At 72.8% G+C, this 20,561-nt stretch carries 21 protein-coding genes; 4 read left to right on the top strand and 17 right to left on the bottom strand.

What is annotated here, in order from left to right; translation table 11 throughout:
* Positions 1–49: 49 nt before the first annotated feature.
* Both EDD40_RS24455 and EDD40_RS24450 read left to right on the top strand, forming a co-directional pair.
* Entirely contained in the window at positions 50–1,069 is a 1,020-nt protein-coding gene (locus EDD40_RS24455) for a threonine aldolase family protein (RefSeq protein ID WP_123745011.1), read from the top strand.
* A gap of 1 nt (position 1,070) precedes the next feature.
* Positions 1,071–1,652 (top strand): HAD family hydrolase, encoded by a 582-nt coding sequence (locus EDD40_RS24450; RefSeq protein WP_123745010.1) that lies wholly within the window; start codon positions 1,071–1,073, stop codon positions 1,650–1,652.
* 18 nt (positions 1,653–1,670) lie between these two features.
* Here EDD40_RS24450 and EDD40_RS24445 read toward each other — a convergent pair whose 3' ends face one another.
* The 12 genes from EDD40_RS24445 to EDD40_RS24395 all read right to left on the bottom strand — a co-directional run bounded on the left by EDD40_RS24445 (position 1,671) and on the right by EDD40_RS24395 (position 12,549).
* Complete coding sequence (locus EDD40_RS24445; RefSeq protein ID WP_123745009.1) at positions 1,671–2,423, bottom strand: potassium channel family protein; 753 nt, start codon at positions 2,421–2,423, stop codon at positions 1,671–1,673.
* Positions 2,424–2,482: 59 nt separating this feature from the next.
* A complete protein-coding gene (locus EDD40_RS41890) occupies positions 2,483–2,656 on the bottom strand; it encodes a hypothetical protein (protein WP_170185188.1) in 174 nt (57 codons plus the stop codon).
* Between the two features lie 64 nt (positions 2,657–2,720).
* The gene (locus EDD40_RS24440) at positions 2,721–3,878 is read right to left on the bottom strand and encodes a pyridoxal phosphate-dependent aminotransferase (protein WP_123745008.1); all 1,158 of its coding nucleotides are present in this window, start codon (positions 3,876–3,878) and stop codon (positions 2,721–2,723) included.
* Between the two features lie 140 nt (positions 3,879–4,018).
* The gene (locus tag EDD40_RS24435; RefSeq protein WP_123745007.1) at positions 4,019–4,549 is read right to left on the bottom strand and encodes an ESX secretion-associated protein EspG; all 531 of its coding nucleotides are present in this window, start codon (positions 4,547–4,549) and stop codon (positions 4,019–4,021) included.
* A 105-nt stretch (positions 4,550–4,654) separates the two neighbouring features.
* A complete protein-coding gene (locus EDD40_RS24430) occupies positions 4,655–5,422 on the bottom strand; it encodes an ESX secretion-associated protein EspG (RefSeq protein ID WP_123745006.1) in 768 nt (255 codons plus the stop codon).
* Position 5,423: 1 nt separating this feature from the next.
* Positions 5,424–6,701 (bottom strand): PPE domain-containing protein, encoded by a 1,278-nt coding sequence (locus tag EDD40_RS24425; RefSeq protein ID WP_123745005.1) that lies wholly within the window; start codon positions 6,699–6,701, stop codon positions 5,424–5,426.
* 9 nt (positions 6,702–6,710) lie between these two features.
* Positions 6,711–7,322, bottom strand: a complete 612-nt coding sequence (locus EDD40_RS24420; protein WP_123745004.1) for a DUF3558 domain-containing protein — start codon at positions 7,320–7,322, stop codon at positions 6,711–6,713.
* Positions 7,306–7,761, bottom strand: a complete 456-nt coding sequence (locus EDD40_RS24415) for a hypothetical protein (RefSeq protein WP_123745003.1) — start codon at positions 7,759–7,761, stop codon at positions 7,306–7,308. Before EDD40_RS24415 ends, EDD40_RS24420 begins: the two co-directional genes overlap by 17 nt.
* Positions 7,762–7,910: 149 nt before the next feature.
* Positions 7,911–9,167: a phosphoribosylamine--glycine ligase gene (purD, locus tag EDD40_RS24410; protein ID WP_123745002.1), complete on the bottom strand. Its 1,257-nt coding sequence runs from the start codon at positions 9,165–9,167 to the stop codon at positions 7,911–7,913.
* A 28-nt stretch (positions 9,168–9,195) separates the two neighbouring features.
* Positions 9,196–10,188 carry a TAXI family TRAP transporter solute-binding subunit gene (locus tag EDD40_RS24405; protein ID WP_123745001.1) on the bottom strand — a complete coding sequence of 331 codons (993 nt, stop codon included), beginning with the start codon at positions 10,186–10,188 and terminating at the stop codon, positions 9,196–9,198.
* Positions 10,169–12,166, bottom strand: coding sequence for a TRAP transporter permease (locus tag EDD40_RS24400; RefSeq protein ID WP_123748252.1), 1,998 nt, complete (start codon positions 12,164–12,166; stop codon positions 10,169–10,171). The genes EDD40_RS24405 and EDD40_RS24400 overlap by 20 nt, the downstream gene beginning before the upstream one ends.
* Positions 12,167–12,288: 122 nt before the next feature.
* Positions 12,289–12,549 (bottom strand): UBP-type zinc finger domain-containing protein, encoded by a 261-nt coding sequence (locus tag EDD40_RS24395; protein WP_123748251.1) that lies wholly within the window; start codon positions 12,547–12,549, stop codon positions 12,289–12,291.
* Positions 12,550–12,577: 28 nt separating this feature from the next.
* Between EDD40_RS24395 and EDD40_RS24390 the strand changes: the two genes are divergently transcribed.
* On the top strand, positions 12,578–14,128 hold the full coding sequence (locus tag EDD40_RS24390; protein ID WP_123745000.1) for a Na+/H+ antiporter: 1,551 nt from the start codon (positions 12,578–12,580) through the stop codon (positions 14,126–14,128).
* Between the two features lie 138 nt (positions 14,129–14,266).
* Positions 14,267–15,370 (top strand): glycerophosphodiester phosphodiesterase, encoded by a 1,104-nt coding sequence (locus EDD40_RS24385; RefSeq protein WP_123744999.1) that lies wholly within the window; start codon positions 14,267–14,269, stop codon positions 15,368–15,370.
* A 51-nt stretch (positions 15,371–15,421) separates the two neighbouring features.
* On the opposite strand, the gene EDD40_RS24380 is transcribed toward EDD40_RS24385, so the two are convergent.
* The 5 genes from EDD40_RS24380 to EDD40_RS24360 form a co-directional block, all read right to left on the bottom strand.
* Positions 15,422–16,624, bottom strand: a complete 1,203-nt coding sequence (locus EDD40_RS24380) for an LLM class flavin-dependent oxidoreductase (protein ID WP_123744998.1) — start codon at positions 16,622–16,624, stop codon at positions 15,422–15,424.
* Positions 16,621–17,574 carry an ABC transporter substrate-binding protein gene (locus EDD40_RS24375; protein ID WP_123744997.1) on the bottom strand — a complete coding sequence of 318 codons (954 nt, stop codon included), beginning with the start codon at positions 17,572–17,574 and terminating at the stop codon, positions 16,621–16,623. The genes EDD40_RS24380 and EDD40_RS24375 overlap by 4 nt, the downstream gene beginning before the upstream one ends.
* The gene (locus EDD40_RS24370; RefSeq protein ID WP_123744996.1) at positions 17,558–18,265 is read right to left on the bottom strand and encodes an ABC transporter ATP-binding protein; all 708 of its coding nucleotides are present in this window, start codon (positions 18,263–18,265) and stop codon (positions 17,558–17,560) included. Before EDD40_RS24370 ends, EDD40_RS24375 begins: the two co-directional genes overlap by 17 nt.
* Positions 18,250–19,074: an ABC transporter permease gene (locus tag EDD40_RS24365; protein ID WP_123744995.1), complete on the bottom strand. Its 825-nt coding sequence runs from the start codon at positions 19,072–19,074 to the stop codon at positions 18,250–18,252. Before EDD40_RS24365 ends, EDD40_RS24370 begins: the two co-directional genes overlap by 16 nt.
* 151 nt (positions 19,075–19,225) lie before the next feature.
* Positions 19,226–20,512 (bottom strand): adenylosuccinate synthase, encoded by a 1,287-nt coding sequence (locus EDD40_RS24360; RefSeq protein ID WP_123744994.1) that lies wholly within the window; start codon positions 20,510–20,512, stop codon positions 19,226–19,228.
* Positions 20,513–20,561 lie beyond the last annotated feature (49 nt).

The raw sequence follows: 20,561 nt of genomic DNA, 5'->3' as shown, positions 1-20,561 counted from the left end.
CCGCCGACGCGATCGGGTCAGGGCTTGCCCCGTGTGATGTGATCCATTCGTGACCCAGCTCTCGCCACTCGACTTCCGCTCCGACACCGTCACCCAGCCGGACGAGACCATGAGACTGGCGATGTCCAGTGCCGAGGTCGCCGACGACGTGCTCGACCACGACCCCACCATGCGCCGGCTCGAAGACCGCGTCGCGGAGCTGCTGGGCGTCGACGCGGCCCTGTGGGTGCCCTCCGGGTCGATGGGCAACCTCATCGCGCTGACCGTGCACCTGCGGCCCGGCGACCGGTTCCTCGCGCCGCGCGGCGCGCACGTGCTCGACAACGAGCTCGGCACGGCCGCGTGGATCGCGGGCGGGATGCCGCACCCGCTGGAGTGCGACGCGGGCCCCGGCCGGGCGTCGCCCGACGCGGTGCGCGCGGCGGCCGGGACGTCCGGGCCGTACTACGCGATGCGCACGACGCTCCTGTGCCTGGAGAACACGCACAACGCCGCCGGCGGGGCCGTGACGCAGCCCGACGAGCACGCGTTGCTGGTGTCGGCGGCGCGGGAGACCGGCCTGCGCGTGCACCTCGACGGCGCGCGGCTGTGGAACGCGGCCGTGGCGCTGGGCCTGCCGCCCGCCGCCCTGGCGGTCGGGGTGGACACGGTGCAGGTGTGCCTGTCGAAGGGCCTCGGCGCGCCGGTCGGATCGGTGGTGGCCGGGACGACGACGTTCGTCGCGGAGGCGCGGCGGGTGCGCAAGATGCTCGGCGGCGGGGTGCGGCAGGGCGGTGTGCTGGCCGCCGCGGGCCTGGTGGGGCTGGACCGCATCGACGACCTCGCGCAGGACCACGTGAACGCCCGCGCGCTGGCCCGCGGCCTGGCCGAGCTCGGCTGGCAGGTGGACGAGCCGGAGACCAACATCGTGCTGGCGGGCGTGCCGGACCTGGAGGTGACGTTGACCGGGCTGCGGCACCTGGGCGTGTTCGCCGGGCCGATGGCGGGCAAGGTGCGGTTCGTGCTGCACCGCGACGTGAACGCGGACGACGTGGCCGAGGCGTTGCGCCGGATCGGGTCGGCGAGCTGACGTGCGCTGGGTGGTGTTCGACTACGGCGAGGTGCTCAGCGAGCCGACCGGGGAGCTGCCCGCGCTGGCCGCGCTGCTCGGGGCGCCGGTCGAGGACTTCGCGCGCGGGTACTGGGGCGCGCGGGACGCCTACGACGCCGGCCAGTCCGACCTGGAGTACTGGCGCGCGGTCGGCTCGACCGTGGACGTGCCGGTGGACGAGGCGCTGGCCCGGCGGCTGACCGAGGTGGACGTGCGCGGGTGGCTGCGGCCGGCGGCCGGCGCGGTGGAGCTGGTGGCGGAGCTGGCCTCGGCCGGGGTGCCGCTGGCGCTGCTGTCGAACGCGCCCGTGTCGTTCGCGCGGACCGCCGAGCGGGAGCCGTGGACCAGGCACTTCCGGCACCTGGTGTTCTCCGGCGACCTCGGCGTGGCCAAGCCGGACCCGCGGATCTTCGCCGCGCTGGCGCAGCGGCTCGGGGCGCGCCCGGCGGACTGCGTGTTCTTCGACGACCGGCAGGTGAACGTGGACGGCGCGGTCGCGGCCGGGCTCCGGGGTGTCCGGTGGCAGGGGCCGGTGCACGCGCGGCAGGTGCTCGGGGACTAGCGGTCGAGGTCCGGGGGCTCAGCGACCGCTCTCGGACCTCGCCGCGCGCAGCTCCTCGCGCAGCTCGGCCAGCTCCGCCCGGACCAGGCGGAGCTCGGCCGCCGTCGCCTGCTCGGCCTCGGCCACCGAGCCCTCGACGCCGCTGAGCCGTTCGACCAACCAGGACGCGATCGTGCCGGTGATGACACCCAGCAGGGCGATGCCGCCGATCATCAGCAGAGCCGCGACCAGGCGACCTTCCCAGGTGACGGGGTAGCGGTCGCCGTAACCGACGGTGGAGATCGTGGTGAGCGTCCACCACGCCGCGTCGCCGAACGTGGTGATGGAGGCGTCCGGGTGGTCGCGTTCCGCGTCCAGCACGGCCAGTGAGGCGCACAGGCCGACCAGGAAGGTGACGCCCGCGGCGTAGACGCCGACGCGTTGCCGGAACTTGCCCGCGAACCGCTTGTTGAGCACCTTCAGAACGCTGATCAGCCGCAGCACGCGCAGCTGGCGGACCATCGGCAGCAGGACCGCCAGCAGGTCGAACAGGTGGGTGACGACGAACCTGCGCTTGTCGACGGCGAGCTTGAGGCGCACGCCGTAGTCCACCGCGAAGACCAGCCAGATCAGCCAGAGGGCGACCTCCAGCACGGCGTGCACGCCGGGGGTCGAGTGGCCGTCGAGGACCTGCCAGGCGTAGACCACCACGAAGAGGACCGCCAAGCCCGTCAGCGGCCACTCGGCGCGGCTCTCCCACCGGTCGAGGCGTCGTTCATCGGTCTGGAACACCGACCCATGGTGCGGGTCGGCTCGTCGTTTTACCAGCTCGCGGGGCAGATCGAGCCGGGTCAGGGACCCTTGATGCCCTTCGGGCGCTTGCTGCTCTTGATGGCGCCGTACGCGGCCGTGCCGAGGAACAGCACGCCACCGATCACCGCGAGCCAGAAGACGCCCTTGATCACGGCGCCGAGCACGGTGATCACGAGCCAGGCCGCGAGCAGCCACACGATTATCCGGACCATGTCCTCCGAACGACCGGACCGCCCGATCGGTTCCCCGCTCCGACCTGGACCGGGAGGACAACCGTCATCGCGAGGACGACAACCAGGCGCCGAGGCGCCGCAACGCCTCCTCGATGTCGGGGGCGGACCCCGCGAAGGACATCCGGATGAACTCGTGCCCGCGCACGGGGTCGAAGTCGACGCCCGGCACGATCGCGACCCCCGTGTCGTCCAGCAGGCGGCGGCAGAAGTCCATCGAGTCGTCGGTGAGGTGCGAGACGTCGGCGTAGGCGTAGAAGGCGCCGTCGGCCGGTGCCACCTCGTCGATGCCGAGGTCGGCCAGTCCCTTGAGCAGCACGTCCCGGTTGAGGCGGTACCCCTCGACCAGCCGCTCGGCCTGCGCGTACGACTCGGGCTCGAACGCGGCGACCGCCGCGTGCTGGGCCAGGGCGGGCGGGCAGAGCGTGAAGTTGCCCGTCAACCGGTCCACCGCCCGGCGCAGGTCGGGCGGCAGCAGCATCCACCCCAACCGCCAGCCGGTCATGGCGAACGCCTTGGAGAAGGAGTTGACCACGACGGAGTCGCGGGAGGTCTGCCACGCGCTGGCGAGGGGCGCGCCGTAGCTGATGCCGTGGTAGATCTCGTCGCTGACGAGCCGCACGTCGTGCTCGGCGCACCAGGCCGACAGGCCGGCCAGCTCGTCGGGGGACAGCACGGTGCCGGTCGGGTTCGCCGGGCTGGCCACCACGAGCCCGGCGAGCGGACCGGCGTCGTCCAGCATCGCCACCGTGGGCTGGAACCGGGTCTCCGGGCCGCAGGGCAGTTCGACGACCTCGCACCCCAGCGCCGTGAGGATGTTGCGGTAGGCGGGGTAGCCGGGCCGGGCCAGCGCGACCCGGTCGCCTGGCTCGAAGGCGGCGAGGAACGCCAGCAGGAACCCGCCGGAGGAGCCGGTGGTCACCACGACGTCGTCCGCCGAGACCTCCAGCCCGTACTGCCGGAAGTAGTGACCGGCCAGCGCTTCCCGCAGCTCCACGATGCCCAGCTGCTCGGTGTAGCCCAACGCCTGCTCGCGCAGGGCGCGGTGGGCGGCCTCCAGCACCGGCGTGGGCGCCGGGCTGGACGGCTGCCCCGCCGCCAACGACACCACGTCCCCGACTACCCGCTGCCGCCGCGCCGCGGCGGACAGCACCTCCATGACGTGGAAGGGGGGCACATCCGCACGTCCGGCGACACCGACCATGCCGGCCAGGCTAATCGAACCCCCCGGAAATCCCGCCGCCTGCGCGCAGACCGTGCTCCGGCGCCGCTCCATCGCCTTGGCGTCGAACTTCGCGACCGCCGTTGTCCGACTGCGGGACGGAACCGGCGGGCGCACCGCCGTCATCGCCGGAATTCGTCCAACAGGCCGGTGACCCTCTTGCGCAGCAGGTCGGCGTCGGTCGGCCCGTGGAAGTCGACGACGTCCGCCGCCCGCCTGCGCCGCCCGGTCCGGTCGATCGCCGCCGCGCCGAACTGGCCGCGCAGGTCGGGCCCGCCGACCAGGCCGTCGGCGATCACCGGCAGCAACCCGACGAGCGCGGTGGCGAGGTCGTCGTCGACGTCCCGCACGGTGAGCAGGTCCCCGGTCAGCACGGCCAGCACCGAGCCCGTGGCGGCGGACGCGGCGAGCGCGCGCACCGCGGCTCTGCCCAGGCCCAGCCGCAGGTCCGCCGAGCGCGGCGGGTGGGCGAGGAGCTTGAACGCCGCGCCGAGCCACGGGTCGAGTTCGCCGCCGCGGGCGTGCCCCTGGGCGGTCAGGTGGCTCCACGGCGCGGGGTCGTCCGGCACGTGCAGCACGATCGGCATGGCGCCGAGGTCGAGGTGTGCCCAGGCGGTGCGGAACGCGGTGGCGCTGAGGGTCGCTTCGGTCACCAGACGTCACTCCCGAATGACGGCGGGCACTGCTCCGGCCCCCCAGGCCCGCTCGCGGAACTGACGTCGCCGAGGACGCGCGGGTTCCGTTCGGGCGCGGGGAACTCAGACCTCCTGCACCAGCTCCCACACGCACCCGGCGAGCCGGGCGTTGTCGATCGGGGTGATCGTGCTCCAGCTGCGGCCGTCCGAGCTGGGCCGCACCTGGTGCAGGTACCGGCCGGACGGCGTGTCGTGCCAGGCGACGACGCGGTCCGCGCGCACGGGCGGGCCGGCGGGCCGGGCGCGTTCCACGCCGAACTGGCCGCGGGTGCTCATCCCGTCGCACATGCCGGCCAGCTCCTGCGCCTCGTGCAGCGGCAACCCCTGCCGCTCCAGCGCCAGCACCAGCTTCTCCGCGTCCCGCCCGGCTTCCTGGGACGCCGCGCGCAGCACGTCGTTCGGCAGGCTGATCGACCGGCCGTACCCGGCGGGCATGTCGCCGGCGACGGACACCGCCGACTCGGCCAGCGCGCTGCCCCGCGACTCGATCAGCCACACCTCGTCGCCGTCGACCACGGCGAGGACGCCCTCGTCACCGGCGGCCGCCGCCAGGCCCTTGATCTTGCGGCGGTCGACCCAGATCCAGAGGTCGATCGACACCTGCGGGTTGGCCAGCAGCGCGAACGCGTCGGCCAACTCGGGCGTCAGCCGCCGGTTCGCCGCCAGGCCGCGCTCGGCGAGCGAGGCCCAGGCCTGCTCGACGAGCACGGCGCGCTCGGTGTGCGTGATGCCCGGGCTCGGCACGTCCAGCGCGACGTTGCGCCGGGCAAGTCGCTCACCTTCCCACGCGACGTCGAACTCCAGCGTGGACAGGACAACCGTGCCGGTCACTTCACTTCTTCTCGGACTCGTCGCCGATGACCGACTGCACGACCATCCGCTCGTCGCCGAACACGTCGTCGGAGTCGACGCCGTACTTGCGCACGTGCTCGCCGTCCTCCTCGCCCTCGCCGCCCTTGGCGCTGGCCGCCGGCTGCAACATCGAGGAACCCGCGCCGCCCTTGCCCGCGGCGGCGCCGGCCGCGCCCCGACCGTGGACCCGCTCGTCGGGGTCGATGGCGCCGATCGTCGCGGAGACGCCGGGCTTCCCGGTCAGCGTGCCGGGCATCCCGGGCACACCGCCCTTGCCGCCCGCCCCGCCGCCGGTCCCCTTGCCGCCGGCGTGGCCTTCGGGCGCCTTGCCGCCGCCGGGCATCGCCGGGGCGGTGTTGCGCACGACCCGCCCACCGCGGGCCTGCGTCGCCGCGAGCCCCAACCCGAGCCCGCCGGCCAACCCGAGCCCGAGCCCCAACCCGAAGTTGGAGCCGCCCGGCTTGCCGCCCAACGCGGCCGGCGGCAGCACCGTCTGCCCGCCGGGCGTGGTCGGCAGCAGGCCCGTCGAGCCACCGGGCAGCTGCCCGGGCACCTGCGGCGGCAACCCGACCGTGCCGCCACCGGGGAGGTGGGCGGTCGACCCGCCGGGAACGCCGCCCGGCACGCCACCGGGGATCCCGGGCGTGGGCCCACCGGGCAACCCGACCGAGGCGACCGGCGTGCTGACGCTGGACGCGGCCGTCACGTCGAACTGCGGCGGCCTGTTCATGCCCTGGTACTGGTTCAGCGCGTCCCGGCTCGCCTCGGTGTACTGGTCGAGCCCCCGGATCGCCTGCTCGCGCGCCGCCTGGGTCTCCTTGACCTCTTTGGCGTGATCGGTCTCGTACCCGAAGAACCCGCCGACGTCGTCGACCAGGTTGGTCTCGCTCGCCCCGCGCAACTGCTGCGGCTCGGGCATCCCGTTCCTGGCCTGGCTGTAGTTCGCGCCCTGCACGGCCGTCGCCTTGGAGTTCGTCTGGCCGGCCTCGGTGCCCGAGGTGGCCGTGTCCGCCGAGACCGTCACCGCTTGGCCGGCGTTGTCGCCCGCGGCGCCGCGCCAGTCGATGCCGAGCTTCTTCAGCTCGGTCCGCAGCGCCTGGTCCGTCTCGTCCAACGTGCTCGCGAGCTGCCGCAACGCGTGCGACGCGTCGCTGAACCGCTGGGCGGCGTCACCCGTCTGGAATTGCCCGACCAGCTCCGCCAACCCGGTGTTGGAGTACCCCTCGAAGCGGTGGTCGGTGATCTGCCTGAAGCCCATACCTCCCCCTTACTTCAAAGTCTTCAACGTCGTCATGACCATCTCCGCGCCCTTGGCCGCGTTCCGGCACATCTCGTCCTGGGTGAAGCCGTCGCCTACCGGCAGGAAGGAGACGAACACCTGCTGCCCGTCGGCCACGTCCACGGCGAGCGCGCAGTCCGCCTTGCTCGTCCCCGCCAGCGTCACCTGGACCGCGCCGTACCCGGCGACGGTCTTCGACACGACGTCGAGGTTGCCGCCGCCCTGCCAGTAACCGGCGCCCTCGTCGGAGATCAGCGTGACCTCGTAGCTGAACAGCGGACGCGAGTTGGCCCGGAAGCTGCACCCGGGCATCTCCCGGTCCTCGATGACGTCCATCTGCTGGCCGTGCGCCGCGTCGATGCCCAGCTCGCGCTGCTGGTCCTTGGTGAGCGTCGCGCAGGCGTCCGCGATGCCGTCGACCTTGATGTCCGCGGGCCGGGGCGGGAAGTCGACCGGCGACTCGGAGGTCTCCGGCGCCGTGGTGGAGCCGGTGGCGGGCGCCGCGGACGTGGCGTCGCCGGGCTCCTCCTGCGTGCAGCCGGCCAGCACCGCGCCGGCCGCCAGCACGAGCGCGACGAGTGCCTTACTGCTGCGAAGCACTCGCTGCCCCCATAGCCGCCGTGACCTCTTCGTCGGTGTGGCCGTACTGCTTGGCCGCGGCGCGCAGCTGCTCGACCAGCGCCACGAGGCTCTCGATGTACTGCTCGACCCGCCGGGCGTACGAGTCGTCGTGGTCGAGCAGGCGTTCGTTCCACGCCTCGGCGATGTCCTCGTTCACGGCGTCGAGGCCGCCCATGCTCACGCGGAGGTCCCGGACGGCGGCGCCGTAGCTCGTCCACAGCGCGTCGACCTGGCCCTGGATGATCTTGCCGGCCTGGAGGACCGTGTCCTTGGTGACGGTGAACTGCTGTCCGCCGGCCGGTCCGCCGGTCACCGCGTCCCCGAGCCGCTTCTCCGCCTTGAACACCTCGCCGACCGCTCTGCCGACGGCTCCCCCCGCGGCGGCGACGGCTCCCAGCAAGCCGGTCTCCTGTTCCACGACGCCCTACCCCCGTACGGTCGGTAACGGATTGAACCCGGTTCGAGGCTACCAACGACCACGTGAGCCGGGTCTGAGGTTGGACGAAGAAACGCCCGGCCCGGTTCCCGCGGGGTGGCGGCGGTCGACCCGGAGGTCCGCGACCGGCGCTAGGGGGCGGTGATCTCCCCGTTCGCCGCGCGCAGCGCGATGTCCGTGCGGTGGTGGGAGCCGGTCAGGTGGACGCCTTCCACGCGGCGGTAGGCGTCGGTGCGGGCGTCGGCCAGGGTCCGGCCCGTGCCGACCACCGAGAGGACCCGGCCGCCGATCGAGACGACGGCGCCGTCCTCGCGGCGGCGGGTGCCCGCGTGCAGGACGCCTTCCGCCTCGGACCCGCTGATCACGTCGCCCGTGCGGGGCCGGCCGGGGTAGCCCTCGGCGGCGATGACGACGGTCACGGCGTGGTCGTCGGCCCACTCGAGTTCCGGCGCGGACGCGAGGTCGCCGGTGGCGGCGGCGTGGAACAGGGCCGCCGGCGGGGTGCGCAGCAGCGCCAGGACGGCCTGGGTCTCCGGGTCGCCGAACCGGCAGTTGAACTCGATGACCTGCGGGCCGGTGGAGGTAAGGGCCAGGCCCGCGTAGAGCAGGCCGGTGAACGGGGTGTCGCGGCGCGCCAGCTCGTCCACGACCGGCTGGACGCAGGTGGCCACGATCGTGTCCACGAGGTCGGGCGAGGCCCAGGGCAGGGGCGAGTACGCGCCCATGCCGCCGGTGTTGGGGCCCGAGTCGCCGTCGCCGACGCGCTTGAAGTCCTGCGCGGGCAGCAGCGGCACCACGGTGGCGCCGTCCACGAGGCAGAACAGCGACACCTCGGGGCCGTGGAGGAACGACTCCAGCAGCACCGGGTGGCCGTGGTCGAGCAACGTCATGGCGTGCGCGCGGGCCACGGCGCGGTCCGCGGTGACGACCACGCCCTTGCCCGCGGCGAGGCCGTCGTCCTTCACGACCCACTGCGGGCCGAAGCGGGTCAGCGCCGAGTCGAGCCGGGCCGGGTTGTCGACGATCTCCGACACGGCGGTCGGCACGCCGGCGGCGGCCATGACGTCCTTCGCGAACGCCTTGGAGCCCTCGATCCGGGCCGCCGCGGCCGACGGGCCGAAGCAGGGGATCCCGATGGCGCGCACGGCGTCCGCCGCGCCCGCCACCAGGGGCTGCTCCGGCCCGACCACGACCAGGTCGGCGTTCCACTCCTTGGCCAGCGCCGCGACGGCCCCGGCGTCGGTGACGTCGACCCCGTAGGTCTCGGCGACACCGGCGATGCCGGCGTTGCCCGGCGCGCAGGCCAACGCGATCACCGAAGGATCCCGCGACAAAGCGAGGACAAGGGCATGTTCACGGGCGCCAGACCCGATGACCAGGACACGCACGGTGCGGAAGCCTAGATGACCCGCCCGGTCATTCGCCCAGTGCGTCCAGCGAGCCGGGGTGCAGCGGCACCGGGTCGGTCATCCCGGCCTTCTCCTGGCGGATGTCCTTCGCCGCCGGGTGCACGGCCTCCAGCTCCGACTTCTTCTCGTAGATGAGCTTGGTCACGGCGCACGCGTCGCCTTCCGGGAAGTCCGCGCGCACGAGCAGGACGTTGGGCACGGCGACCGTCGGCACGTCCGCCGGCTGCCCGTAGGTCGCGGCCGGGATGACGCCCTGGTCGTACACCTCGTTGACCTTCTTCAACGCGTCCAGCTGCGGCGTGATGTCGATGAACTTGACCTGGTCCTTCAACGACGTGGTGATGTCGGTGATCTGCGCGGTGGGCAGGCCGCCGGACCAGACGAGGCCGTCGATGCTGCCGTCCTTCATCCCGTCCGCGGTCTTGGCCAGGTCGAGCCGCTGCGCCTGCACGTCGGTCTCGGGGTTGAGCCCGGCCGCGGTCAGCAGCCGCTGCGCGATCACCTCCGTGCCCGACTTGGGCGACCCGGTCGAGATCCGCTTGCCGCGCATGTCGGCCACCGAGTCGATCCCCGAGTCGGCCCTGACCAGCACCTGCGTGTAGTTCGGGTACAGCCGGGTCAGCGCCTGCACCTGCTGCGGCTTGCCCTCGAACGCGCCCTTGCCCGCGACCGCGTCGGCCGCCGTGTCGGCCAGCGAGAACGCCATGTCGTAGTCGCCCGCGACGAGCTGCTGGATGTTCTGCACCGAGGCCCCGGTCTCGGCGGCGGTGGCCTTGAGCTTGGTGTTGTCGCTGATCAGCTTCGCCAGCCCGCCGCCGACGACGTAGTACACGCCGCCGGAGTTGCCGGTCGCGATGGTGATCCGGCCGTCCGCCGCCTCGCAGGCGGCTCCGCCCGGGTCGCCGCTCGACGCGGCGGGCGTCTGCTTCCCCCCGCACCCGGCGGCGACGAGGCCGACCGAGAGCGCGCCCACGGCGACCTTAAGCGTCCAGCTGCGCATGCTGTTCCTCTCCCGAGTGGATCTTCCGGCGGAGCACGACGTGCACCGCGACCGCGGCCAGCAGGAAGCCGAGGCCGACGGCGATGGTGACGGGTTGCAGGTAGAGCAGGGCGATGGCGGCGGGCGCGCACAGCAGGCGTTCCGGCCACCGCGCGCGGCCGAACATCCAGCCGCCGGTGAGGACGGCCAACGCCGCCACGCCCAGCGCGGAGACCGCGAACACCCACACGCCGTCGAGGAACGACGCGCGTAGCAGCAGCCCGGCGCCGTTGTCGGTCAGCACGAACGCCAGCGGCACGAGGAACGCGGGCAGCGTGTACTTCCACGTCCGCCACATCGTCTTCATCACGTCGCCGCCGGTGATCGCGGCGGCGGCCACGGCGGCGAGCGCCGTCGGCGGCGTCACCTCGGACAGCACCGCGTAGTAGAAGATGAACATGGCGGCTTCCTCGCGCGCCACGCCCAGCTCGATCAGCGCGGGCCCGATGACGACCCACGAGATGATGAACGACGCCGTCACCGGCACGGCCAGGCCGAGCAGGCTCACCGCGACCGCCGCCAGCACCACGGTGACGAACAGCACCACGGTCGGGTTGGACGAGATCGCGCCGGCCACGTCGACCAGCGTCGACGCCAGGACCTGGCCGAGCCCGGTCTTGGTGATGGTGGACGTGATCACGCCGGCCGCCGCGCACACCGCGATCACCGGCAGCGCCGACCGGACGCCCAGCGACAGCGAGTCCGCCATCGCCCGCACCCAGGCGCGCACGTCGCCGCGCATGGCCACCAGGGCGAACAGCGCCGCGACGCCGGTCGCGTAGACGACGGCGGAGAACACCGGGATGTCCAAAGCGAGGAACACCACGATCACCGCGAGCGACAGGAAGTGGTACCCGCCGCGCTTGAGCAGCGCCCACGGGCTCGGCGAGTCGATCTCCACCGGCTTCGCGCCGAACTTGCGCGCGTCGATCTCCACGGCCAGCGCGATGCCCAGGTAGTACAGCAGGGTCGGCAGGATCGCCCAGATCAGCACCTGCAGGTAGGACGTCTCCAGGTACTCGGCGATGATGAACGCCGCCGCGCCGAGGGTCGGCGGCGACAGGATCGCGCCGATGCCGGACGCGGCGAGCAGGCCGCCCGCGTTCTCCTTGGGGTAGCCCGCCTTCTTCAGCATCGGCCAGGTCACCGCGCCCAGCGACACGGTGGTCGCGGTGCCCGAGCCGGACACGGTGCCGAGCAGGAACCCGGCGGTGGCGGCGGTGCGGCCCGGCGCGGTGCGGGACTTGCGGAACGCGGAGAAGCTGATGTCCACGAAGAACGCGCCGGCGCCGGAGGCGTTCAGCACCGAGCCGTAGATGGTGAACAGCACGATGTAGGTGGCGGCGACGTCCAGCGGCGTCCCGTAGAACCCGGTGGCGTCGTTGTAGAAGCCGTTGATGATCTGCGAGAAGTCCACGCCGGCGTGCGAGATCGTCCAGGACGGCGGCAGGAACCCGCCGTAGTAGGCGAACGCGATGAACGCGACGCAGACGACCGGCAGCACCCAGCCGGTGGTCCGCCGGCACGCCTCCAGGACCAGCACCAGCAGCAGGGACCCGGCGACGACGTCGAGCGCGGTCAGCTGGCCCTGGCGGTCGAGGAACGCGTCGAACCCGCCGAACAGGGGGTAGGCGCCCACGACGAACGCGCAGGCCGCCGCCACCCAGTCCAGGACGCCGGGGTCGTCGGTCCCGCCGCGCCTGCCGCGGGGCCGGTAGCAGAGGAAGACCAGCGGCAGCGTGACCGCCAGGAAGATCACCAGGTAGTACTGGCCGCCCTTGCTGAACGGCCAGAACACCTGCTTGAGCACGAGCAGCGCGATGGCGAGACCCGCCACCCGCACACCCAGCTCCCACCGCCGGGACAAGGCGCGCGACGGGCGCTCCTCGTCGTACTCGGCGAGCAGTTCATCGACTTCGACCTGCGGCTTGGTCGGCACGCGCACCCCTTCGTGTCGCGCTGGATGAAGCGCTCACGAAGTTACTTGTGTCGCCGGTCACAGCCATAGGGCAACCGTCTAAAGGGACTGTAAAGACGCGCCGGGAGGGGCGGTCGCGGGGATCACACGATCCGGGCGTCGACGTAGCACCACCGCCAGTCCTCCTCGGGCTCGAACGACCGCATCACGGGGTGCTCCGAGGCGTGGAAGTGCGCGGTCGCGTGCCGGCGCGGGCTGGAGTCGCAGCACGCGACGTGGCCGCAGGACAGGCAGATCCGCAGGTGGGCCCAGTTGTGCTCGTCGGCGGCGAGGCAGTCGGCACAGCCCTCGGGGTTGTCCGGGGTGACCGCTTCCGGGAGCTCTGGGACGTGAGGACAGGTCATACCGGTCATCATCACGCAAGATTGCGCCATGCACGGTCCGGAACTGCTCCTGCTGCTCGTCGGCGCGTTGCTCGTCACGGCGGCGGCGAAGCGCCTCAACTTCTCGGCCCCGCTGGTGCTGGTGGGCGTCGGGCTCGCGGTGTCGTTCATCCCCGGCCTGCCCGAGTTCGCCCTGGAGCCGGAGCTGGTCCTGGTCCTGGTGCTGCCGCCGCTGCTGTACTCGGCGGCGCTGGACAGCTCCTACCACAACATCAGGGCGAACCTGAGGCCGATCGGCCTGCTCGCGGTGGGTCTGGTGCTGGTCACCACGACGGCCGTGGGCCTGGTCGCGCACCTGGTGCTGCCCGGCCTGTCGCTGCCGGCGGCGCTGGTGCTGGGCGCGGTGGTGGCGCCGCCGGACGCGGTCGCGGCGGTCGCGGTCGGCCGGCGGCTCAACCTGCCGCGCCGGACGATGACGCTGCTCACCGGCGAGAGCCTGATCAACGACGCGACCGCGTTGACGGCCTACAAGGTGGCCGTCGCGGCGGCGGCGGGCGCGGCCGCGACGTGGGTGGACGGCACCCGCACGTTCGTGATCAGCGCGGGTGGCGGCGTGCTCGTCGGGCTGGTGATCGGCTGGGGCGTGCGCCGGATCCGCGACCGGCTCGACGACGGCGTGATGGAGAGCGCGCTCGGCATGCTGGTGCCGTTCGGCGCGTACATCTTCGCCGAGGAGCTGCACGCCTCCGGTGTGCTCGCGGTCGTCATCGCCGGGCTCTACATCGGGCACAACGCGCCCCGCAGCTCGTACTACACCCGCTTGCAGGACACGGCGGTGTGGCGGTCGGTGGACGTGCTGCTGGAGTCGTTCGTGTTCGCGTTGATCGGTTTGCAGCTCAACAGCGTGGTGCGGGACGTGGACATCACCGCCGGGCTGGTGTGGGCGGCGGCGGCCGTGCTGGCGGCGACGATCCTGGTGCGGTTCGCCTGGATGTACCCGGCGGCCTACCTGCCCCGGCTGCTGTCGAGGCGGGTCCGGGAGCGCGAGCCCGCGCCGGGGTGGCGTGGCGTGACCGTGCTGTCGTGGGCCGGGATGCGCGGCGTGGTGTCGCTGGCCGCGGCGAGCGCGTTGCCGCTGGACCTGCCCGGCCGCGAGGTGATCGTGTTCTGCGCGTTCGTGGTCACCGTGGGCACGCTGCTCCTCCAAGGGCTGTCGCTGCCGTTCGTGATCCGCAAGCTCGGGTTCCACGGTGACGAGGAGCGGACCGACGCGCTGGCCGAGGCGCAGGTGCAGCACGCCGCCGCGCAGGCCGCCGTGCGCAAGCTGGACGAGGTGATCGGCGACGACGGGACGTCGGACGAGGTCGTGGACCGGTTGCGGATCATGGCCGAGCACCGGGGCAACGCGGCGTGGGAGCGGTTGGGCCGGCAGGAGGACGAGAGCCCGGCCGCGTCCTACCGGCGGCTGCGGCGCACGATGCTGGAGGCCGAGCGGCAGGTGTTCGTCCAGGCCCGCGACGACGGGCGGATCGACGACGAGGTGCTGTTCCGGGTGCTCCGCGAGCTCGACCTGGAGGAAGCGGCCATATCCAGGGAGTGACGGACCCCGAACCGCTCCCCACGCGTTCACCGTGACGTGGCCGGTTCTTCGCCTTAGCGTGTTCGGGACGTCGCGGTGCGCGACGAGGCTGCCGCGCGTCAGGAGTCTCCGGGCAGGAACCCTTTGGGGAGGTCGGCGATGGTGCGGACGAGGATCGTCGGGGCGGCGCTCGCGGCGCTCGCGGTGGCGGGGGTGGTGGTGCTGCCCTCGGCGGCGGCGAGCGGTGACGCGGAGGTGGCGTCGTCCCGCAGGGGCCCGCTGGTGATCGGCCACCGCGGCGCGTCGGGCTACCGGCCCGAGCACACGCTGGCCTCCTACGAGCTGGCCGCGCGGATGGGCGCCGACTACGTCGAGCCGGACCTGGTGTTGACCAAGGACGGCAGGCTGGTCGCCCGGCACGAGAACGAGATCGGCGGCACCACGGACGTGTCGGCGCGCCCGGAGTTCGCCGGGCGCCGGACCACCAAGGTCGTCGACGGCGCGCCGGTCACCGGCTGGTTCACCGAGGACTTCACGCTGGCGGAGCTGAAGACGTTGCGGGCGAAGGAGCGCATCCCCGAGGTCCGGCCGCGCAACACCCTCTACGACGGCCGGTTCGAGGTGCCGACGCTGGAGGAGGTCATCGACCTGTCCCGCCGGCTGACCCGCGAGCTGGGTCGCGACATCGGGATCTACCCGGAGACCAAGCACCCGACGTACTTCCAGGACATCGGCCTGCCGCTGGAGCCGCGCCTGGTCGACGTGCTGACCAGGGCGGGCCTGAACCGGCACGGCGCGAAGGTGTACGTGCAGTCGTTCGAGGTGGCCAACCTCAAGCGGCTCAAGGGCGAGCTGCGGGTGCCGCTGGTGCAGCTGGTGAACGGGTCGGGCGCGCCGTACGACTTCGTCAAGGCCGGTGACAAGCGCACCTACCGCGACCTGGTGACGCCGGAGGGGCTGCGGGAGATCCGCACGTACGCGTCCGGGATCGGCGCGGCGAAGGACTGGATCATCCCGCGCGACGCGGCGGGGTTCCTGCGCGAGCCGACCACCCTGGTGCGTGACGCCCACACGCGTGGCCTGATCGTGCACGCCTGGACGTTCCGCAACGAGAACACGTTCCTGCCGGCGGACTTCCGCGGGTCCACCGACCCGGCGGCTTACGGCGACGCGTTCGGCGAGTACGCGAAGTTCTACGCGACGGGCCTGGACGGCGTCTTCGCCGACAACCCCGACACCGCCGTCGAGGCCCGCAAGGGCTGACCCGCGCCACGTCCCCGGTCCGGCCTCACCTCCGGACCGGGGACGGCGTGGTCAGGAACCGCCGTGCGCGGCTTCGCGGAGGCCCCCGCCGAGGGGAACCCCCGCGGTGATCCCGCCGGCGGGGACCGGTGGTTCCGGGTGGTCGTGGGTCGCCGGGCGGGCCAGCAGGCCGCGTGCCGCCAGGATCGGGAGGACGCCCTCGCCGAACCAGTAGGCCTCCTCCAGGTGGGGGTAGCCGGAGAGCACGAACTCCTCCACGCCGAGGTCGTGGTACTCCTCGATCAGGTCCGCCACCTCCTCGTGGCTGCCGACCAGCGCCGTGCCCGCGCCCCCGCGCACCAGGCCGATGCCCGCCCACAGCCCGGGGTGGACCTCCAGGCCGCGCACCCCCCGGCCGAGGTCGCCGCCGTGCAGCGCCACCATCCGCTGCTGCCCCACCGACTGCGACGTCCGCAGCTGCTCCTGCGCCGTGGCCACCTGCGCGGGGTCCAGCGCCTCCAGCAGCTTCTCCGCCTCGCGCCACGCCTCGGCGGACGTGTCGCGGCTGATCGTGTGCAGCCGCACGCCGAACCGGATCGGCCGGTCCCCCGCGAGCGCACGCACCCGGCCGATCTTCTCCGCCACCTGCGCCGGCGGCTCGCCCCACGTCAGGTACACGTCGGCCCGCCGCGCGGCGACCGGCAGCGCCGCGTCCGACGACCCGCCGAAGTAGATCGGCGGCACGGGGTCCGGCGCGGCCATCACGGTCGCGCCCGACACCCGGTAGTGCTCGCCGGCGAAGTCCACCGGCCGCCCCGACCACACCGCCCGCACCACGTGCAGGAACTCGTCGGTCCGGGCGTAGCGCTGGTCGTGGTCGAGCCAGTCGCCGAACCGGCGCTGCTCCACCTCGTCGCCGCCGGTCACGACGTTGAGCAGCAGCCGGCCGCGCGAGATCCGCTGGTAGGTCGCGGCCATCTGCGCGGCCAACGTCGGCGAGATCACCCCGGGCCGGAACGCGACCAGGAACTTCAGCGTCGACGTCCGCGCGAGCAGCGCCGCCGTGGTCAGCCACGCGTCCTCGCACCACGTGCCGGTCGGCGTCAGCACGCCCGCGAACCCGTTGTGCTCGGCCGCCCGCGCGATCTGCGCCAGGTAGTCGATGTCCGGTTCGCGCGCGGCCGCCGCGCCCAACGACCGGTTGGCGTGGAAGCGCTCGACGACGGTCCGGCCGTCACCGGACGTGGGCAGGAACCAGTGCGGCACCACGCTCATGACAGCTCCTCCTGGAAACGCGTGTCCACGAACTCCCGGAAGTCGACCTTGCCGGGCAGCGCGCCGTCCGCGGTGAACGCGTCGGCCAGCTCCTGCTCGGACGCGATCACCGCGTCGTCCAGCGCCACCGGCAGGTCGCCGCCGCGCTCCACGGCCGCCCGCGCCACCTCGAGCTTCAGCCCGGTCTCCGCGGCCCACGCCCGCGCCCACTCGTCGCGGTGCGTGTCGGCCCACCGCTGGGCCTCGCCGATCCGCTTCACGAACTCCTTGATCGCCTCGCTCTTGCCCGGTGACGCCAGCGCCGCCCGCCCCGCCACCTGGAACGTGTAGCCGTTGGACTTGCCGCGCCCGTCGGTCAGCACCCGCGCGCCCGCCTCCTGCTCCGCCTGCGCCGTGTAGGGGTCCCAGACCGCCCACGCGTCGACCCGCTTCTGCGTGAACGCCGAGTAGGCGTCCGACGGTTGCAGGAAGTTGAGCGTGACGTCCTTGGTCGTCAGCCCGGCCGAGGCGAGCGTCAGCAGCACCTGGCCGTGCGCCGAGCTGCCCTTGGCCACCGCGATGCCGCGCCCCTTGAGGTCCTGCACCGTGCGCAGCGGCGAGTCGGCGGGCACGAGCAGCGCGTCGCTCTCCACGTTGCCCTTCGCCGAGTACACCGCGGCGATCTTCGCGTTCGCCGCCGCCGCGAAGATCGGCGGCGTGTTCCCGACCCCGCCGACGTCGATCGCGCCCGCCGACGCCGCTTCCAGCAGCGGCGGACCGGACGTGAACGTGGACCACTCGATCGCGTGCGGGAAGTCGTCGAGCAGCCCGGCCGCCGTGAGCAACGCCTTCGAACCGCCCTTCTGGTCGCCCACCTTGAGCACCACCGGGCCGTCGGCCGACGACGACGCCGTGCCGCAGCCCGACAGCGCCAACACCGCGACCACCAGCGCGCTAAGCAGCTTCGACATCGTCCACTCCCAGGTCCGACAGCACTTCCGACCGCAGGTCGGCGAACGACGCGCGGCGCCGCGGTCGCGGCAGGTCGACGTGGTGCTCGGCCACGACGCGACCCTCGTCCAGCACCACGACGCGGTCGGCCAGCAGCAGGGCCTCGTCCACGTCGTGGGTCACGAACAGCACGGCGGGCCGGTGCTCCCGCCACAGCTGCTCCACCAGGTGGTGCATGGCGAGCCGGGTCAACGCGTCCAGCGCGCCGAACGGCTCGTCCAGCAACAGCAGTTCCGGCTCGCGCACCAGCGCCCGCGCCAACGACACGCGCTGCGCCTCGCCGCCGGACAGCGTCGACGGCCACGCGTCGGCGTGGTCGGCCAACCGGACCTCGGCCAGCGCCCGCTCCGCGACGGCACGCCCGCGACCGTCCACACCGGTCAACCCGAGCGAGATGTTGCGCCACACCCGCCGCCACGGCAGCAGCCGGGGCTGCTGGAAGGCGACGGACACGCGTGCGGGCACCGAGAACGTCCCCTCGACGTCGGCGTCCAACCCGGCCAGGATCCGCAGCAACGTCGACTTGCCGCACCCGCTGCGCCCCAGCAGGGCCACGAACTCGCCGTCCGCCACGTCGAGGTCGAGCCCGGCCAGCACCCGGCGCGGCCCGAAGTCCTTGACCAGTCCCCGGATGCTCACCGCGCCCGCCACCGCAGCACCCTCCGTTCCAGCGCGCGCACGAGGGCGTCCGTGGTCAGCCCGAGCAGCGCGTAGACCAGCAGGCCCACCACGACGACGTCGGTGCGCAGGAACTCGCGCGCGTTGTTGATCAGGTAGCCGATGCCCGCGTCCGCGTTGACCTGCTCGCCGACGATGAGCGACAGCCACGCGGTGCCGAGCGCGATCCGCAGGCCCACCAACGTCTGCGGCACCGCCGACGGCAGCACGACGTGCGCGACCCGGTCGAACCGGGAGTAGCCGAGCACGCGCGCGGCTTCCAGCAGCGCCGGGTCGGTCTGCCGGATGCCCGCGTGCAGGTTCAGGTACAGCGGGAACGCCACGCCGGCCGCGACCAGCGCCAGCTTCGGCTCCTCGCCGATGCCGAACCACAGGATGAACAACGGGACCAGGCCGAGGTGCGGCAGCGTGCGCAGCATCTGCACCGGCGGGTCGAGCAGCCGTTCACCCCAGCGGGACAGGCCGGAGGCGAGGCCGAGGGCGCCGCCGACGACCGCCCCCAGGGCGAACCCCACCGCGACCCGGCTCGACGACACCAGCAACGCGTCCACCAGCTGCCCGTCCACGACGAGCTCGTAGGCGGAGCGGAACACCGTCACCGGCGACGCGAGCTTGTCCGGCGGCAGCACGCCCGCGCTGCTCGCGGCCTGCCACAGCAGGACCAGCCCGAGCGGGCTCAACCACCGGCCCAGGTCGGGCCACTTCCTCTTCCTCGTGGCGGGTGCGCGCGCGGTGGCAACCGATTCAGGACGCGCGAGGACACCCGCGGTGGAAATCGACACGGATTTCTCCCAGCGGACGGGGAACGTCGGACGCGCTGATCAGCGAGTCCGAGTTTCGATATCCGGCCGGGGCAAGTCAACGCGTCCCGAATTGTGAAAGTGCCTCCGACGCCGATTGCTTCGGCCTCGGAGGCACTTCTCGCCCGAAGGCTCAGATGATCTGGTGGCGCACGATGGTCTGGTCGCGGCCGGGGCCGACGCCGATCGCGGACATCCGGGCGCCGGAGATCTGCTCCAGGTGCTCGACGTAGGCGCGCGCGTTGGCGGGCAGCTCCTCGTAGGTGCGGCAGTGGCTGATGTCCTCGAACCAGCCCGGCAGCTCCTCGTACACCGGCACGGCGTGGTGCACGTCGGTCTGCGACATCGGCATCTCGTCGACCCGCTCGCCGTCGATCGTGTAGCCGACGCAGACCGGCACCTTCTCCAGGCCGGACAGCACGTCCAGCTTGGTCAGGAAGTAGTCGGTGATGCCGTTTACCCGCGCCGCGTAGCGGGCGATCACCGCGTCGAACCAGCCCGTGCGCCGGGACCGCCCGGTCGTCACGCCGAACTCGCCGCCGGTCTTGCGCAGGTGCTCGCCCATCTCGTCGTCCAGCTCGGTCGGGAACGGGCCCGAGCCCACGCGCGTCGTGTAGGCCTTGAGGATGCCGATCACCGTGGTGATCCGCGTCGGCCCGATGCCCGACCCGGCGCTCGCGCCGCCCGAGGTCGGGTTCGACGACGTCACGAACGGGTAGGTGCCGTGGTCGACGTCGAGCAGCGTGCCCTGCGAGCCCTCCAGCAGCACCGTCTCGCCGCGCTCCAGCGCCTGGTTGAGCAGCAGGCGCGTGTCCGCGATCCGGGAGGTGAACTTGGTGCCGTGCTCCAGCACGCTGTCCACCACCTGCCCGGGGTCGAGCGCCTTGCGGTTGTAGACCTTGACCAGCACCTGGTTCTTGAAGTCGAGCGCGGCCTCGACCTTCTGCCGGAGGATCTTCTCGTCCAGCAGGTCCTGCGCGCGCACGCCGACGCGGGCGATCTTGTCCTGGTAGCACGGGCCGATGCCGCGACCGGTGGTGCCGATCTTGGCCTTGCCCAGGTACCGCTCGGTGACCTTATCGATCGCCACGTGGTAGGGCATGATCAAGTGCGCGTCCGCGGAGATGAGCAGCTTGCTGGTGTCGACGCCCTGGGAGTCCAGGCCCGCCAGCTCCTCGAGCAGCACGCCGGGGTCGACCACGACGCCGTTGCCGATGACGCTGGTCACGCCAGGGGTGAGGATGCCGGAGGGGATCAGGTGCAGGGCGAACTTCTGGCCGTCGGGCAGCACCACGGTGTGCCCGGCGTTGTTGCCGCCCTGGTACCGGACCACCCACTGCACCCGGTCACCGAGCAGGTCGGTTGCCTTGCCCTTGCCCTCATCGCCCCACTGGGCACCGATCAGCACGACGGCCGGCATGTGAAACTCCAAGCGGTTGGACGGGTAAGCGCCGAGTGTCCTGTGGTGG

This window comes from Saccharothrix texasensis, from assembly GCF_003752005.1.
Lineage (GTDB): Bacteria > Actinomycetota > Actinomycetes > Mycobacteriales > Pseudonocardiaceae > Actinosynnema > Actinosynnema texasense.
Note: the sequence above shows the minus strand (reverse complement) of the source record. Positions and strands in the feature narration are given on the sequence as shown.

Excerpts from the sequence above, each read along its gene's own strand:
- EDD40_RS41890 (WP_170185188.1), bottom strand. The coding sequence starts at position 2,656 with ATGGTCCGGATAATCGTGTGGCTGCTCGCGGCCTGGCTCGTGATCACC.
- EDD40_RS24440 (WP_123745008.1), bottom strand. The coding sequence starts at position 3,878 with ATGGTCGGTGTCGCCGGACGTGCGGATGTGCCCCCCTTCCACGTCATG.
- EDD40_RS24425 (WP_123745005.1), bottom strand. The coding sequence starts at position 6,701 with ATGGGCTTCAGGCAGATCACCGACCACCGCTTCGAGGGGTACTCCAAC.
- EDD40_RS24405 (WP_123745001.1), bottom strand. The coding sequence starts at position 10,188 with ATGCGCAGCTGGACGCTTAAGGTCGCCGTGGGCGCGCTCTCGGTCGGC.
- EDD40_RS24395 (WP_123748251.1), bottom strand. The coding sequence starts at position 12,549 with ATGACCTGTCCTCACGTCCCAGAGCTCCCGGAAGCGGTCACCCCGGAC.
- EDD40_RS24390 (WP_123745000.1), top strand. The coding sequence starts at position 12,578 with ATGCACGGTCCGGAACTGCTCCTGCTGCTCGTCGGCGCGTTGCTCGTC.
- EDD40_RS24385 (WP_123744999.1), top strand. The coding sequence starts at position 14,267 with ATGGTGCGGACGAGGATCGTCGGGGCGGCGCTCGCGGCGCTCGCGGTG.
- EDD40_RS24380 (WP_123744998.1), bottom strand. The coding sequence starts at position 16,624 with ATGAGCGTGGTGCCGCACTGGTTCCTGCCCACGTCCGGTGACGGCCGG.
- EDD40_RS24375 (WP_123744997.1), bottom strand. The coding sequence starts at position 17,574 with ATGTCGAAGCTGCTTAGCGCGCTGGTGGTCGCGGTGTTGGCGCTGTCG.
- EDD40_RS24360 (WP_123744994.1), bottom strand. The coding sequence starts at position 20,512 with ATGCCGGCCGTCGTGCTGATCGGTGCCCAGTGGGGCGATGAGGGCAAG.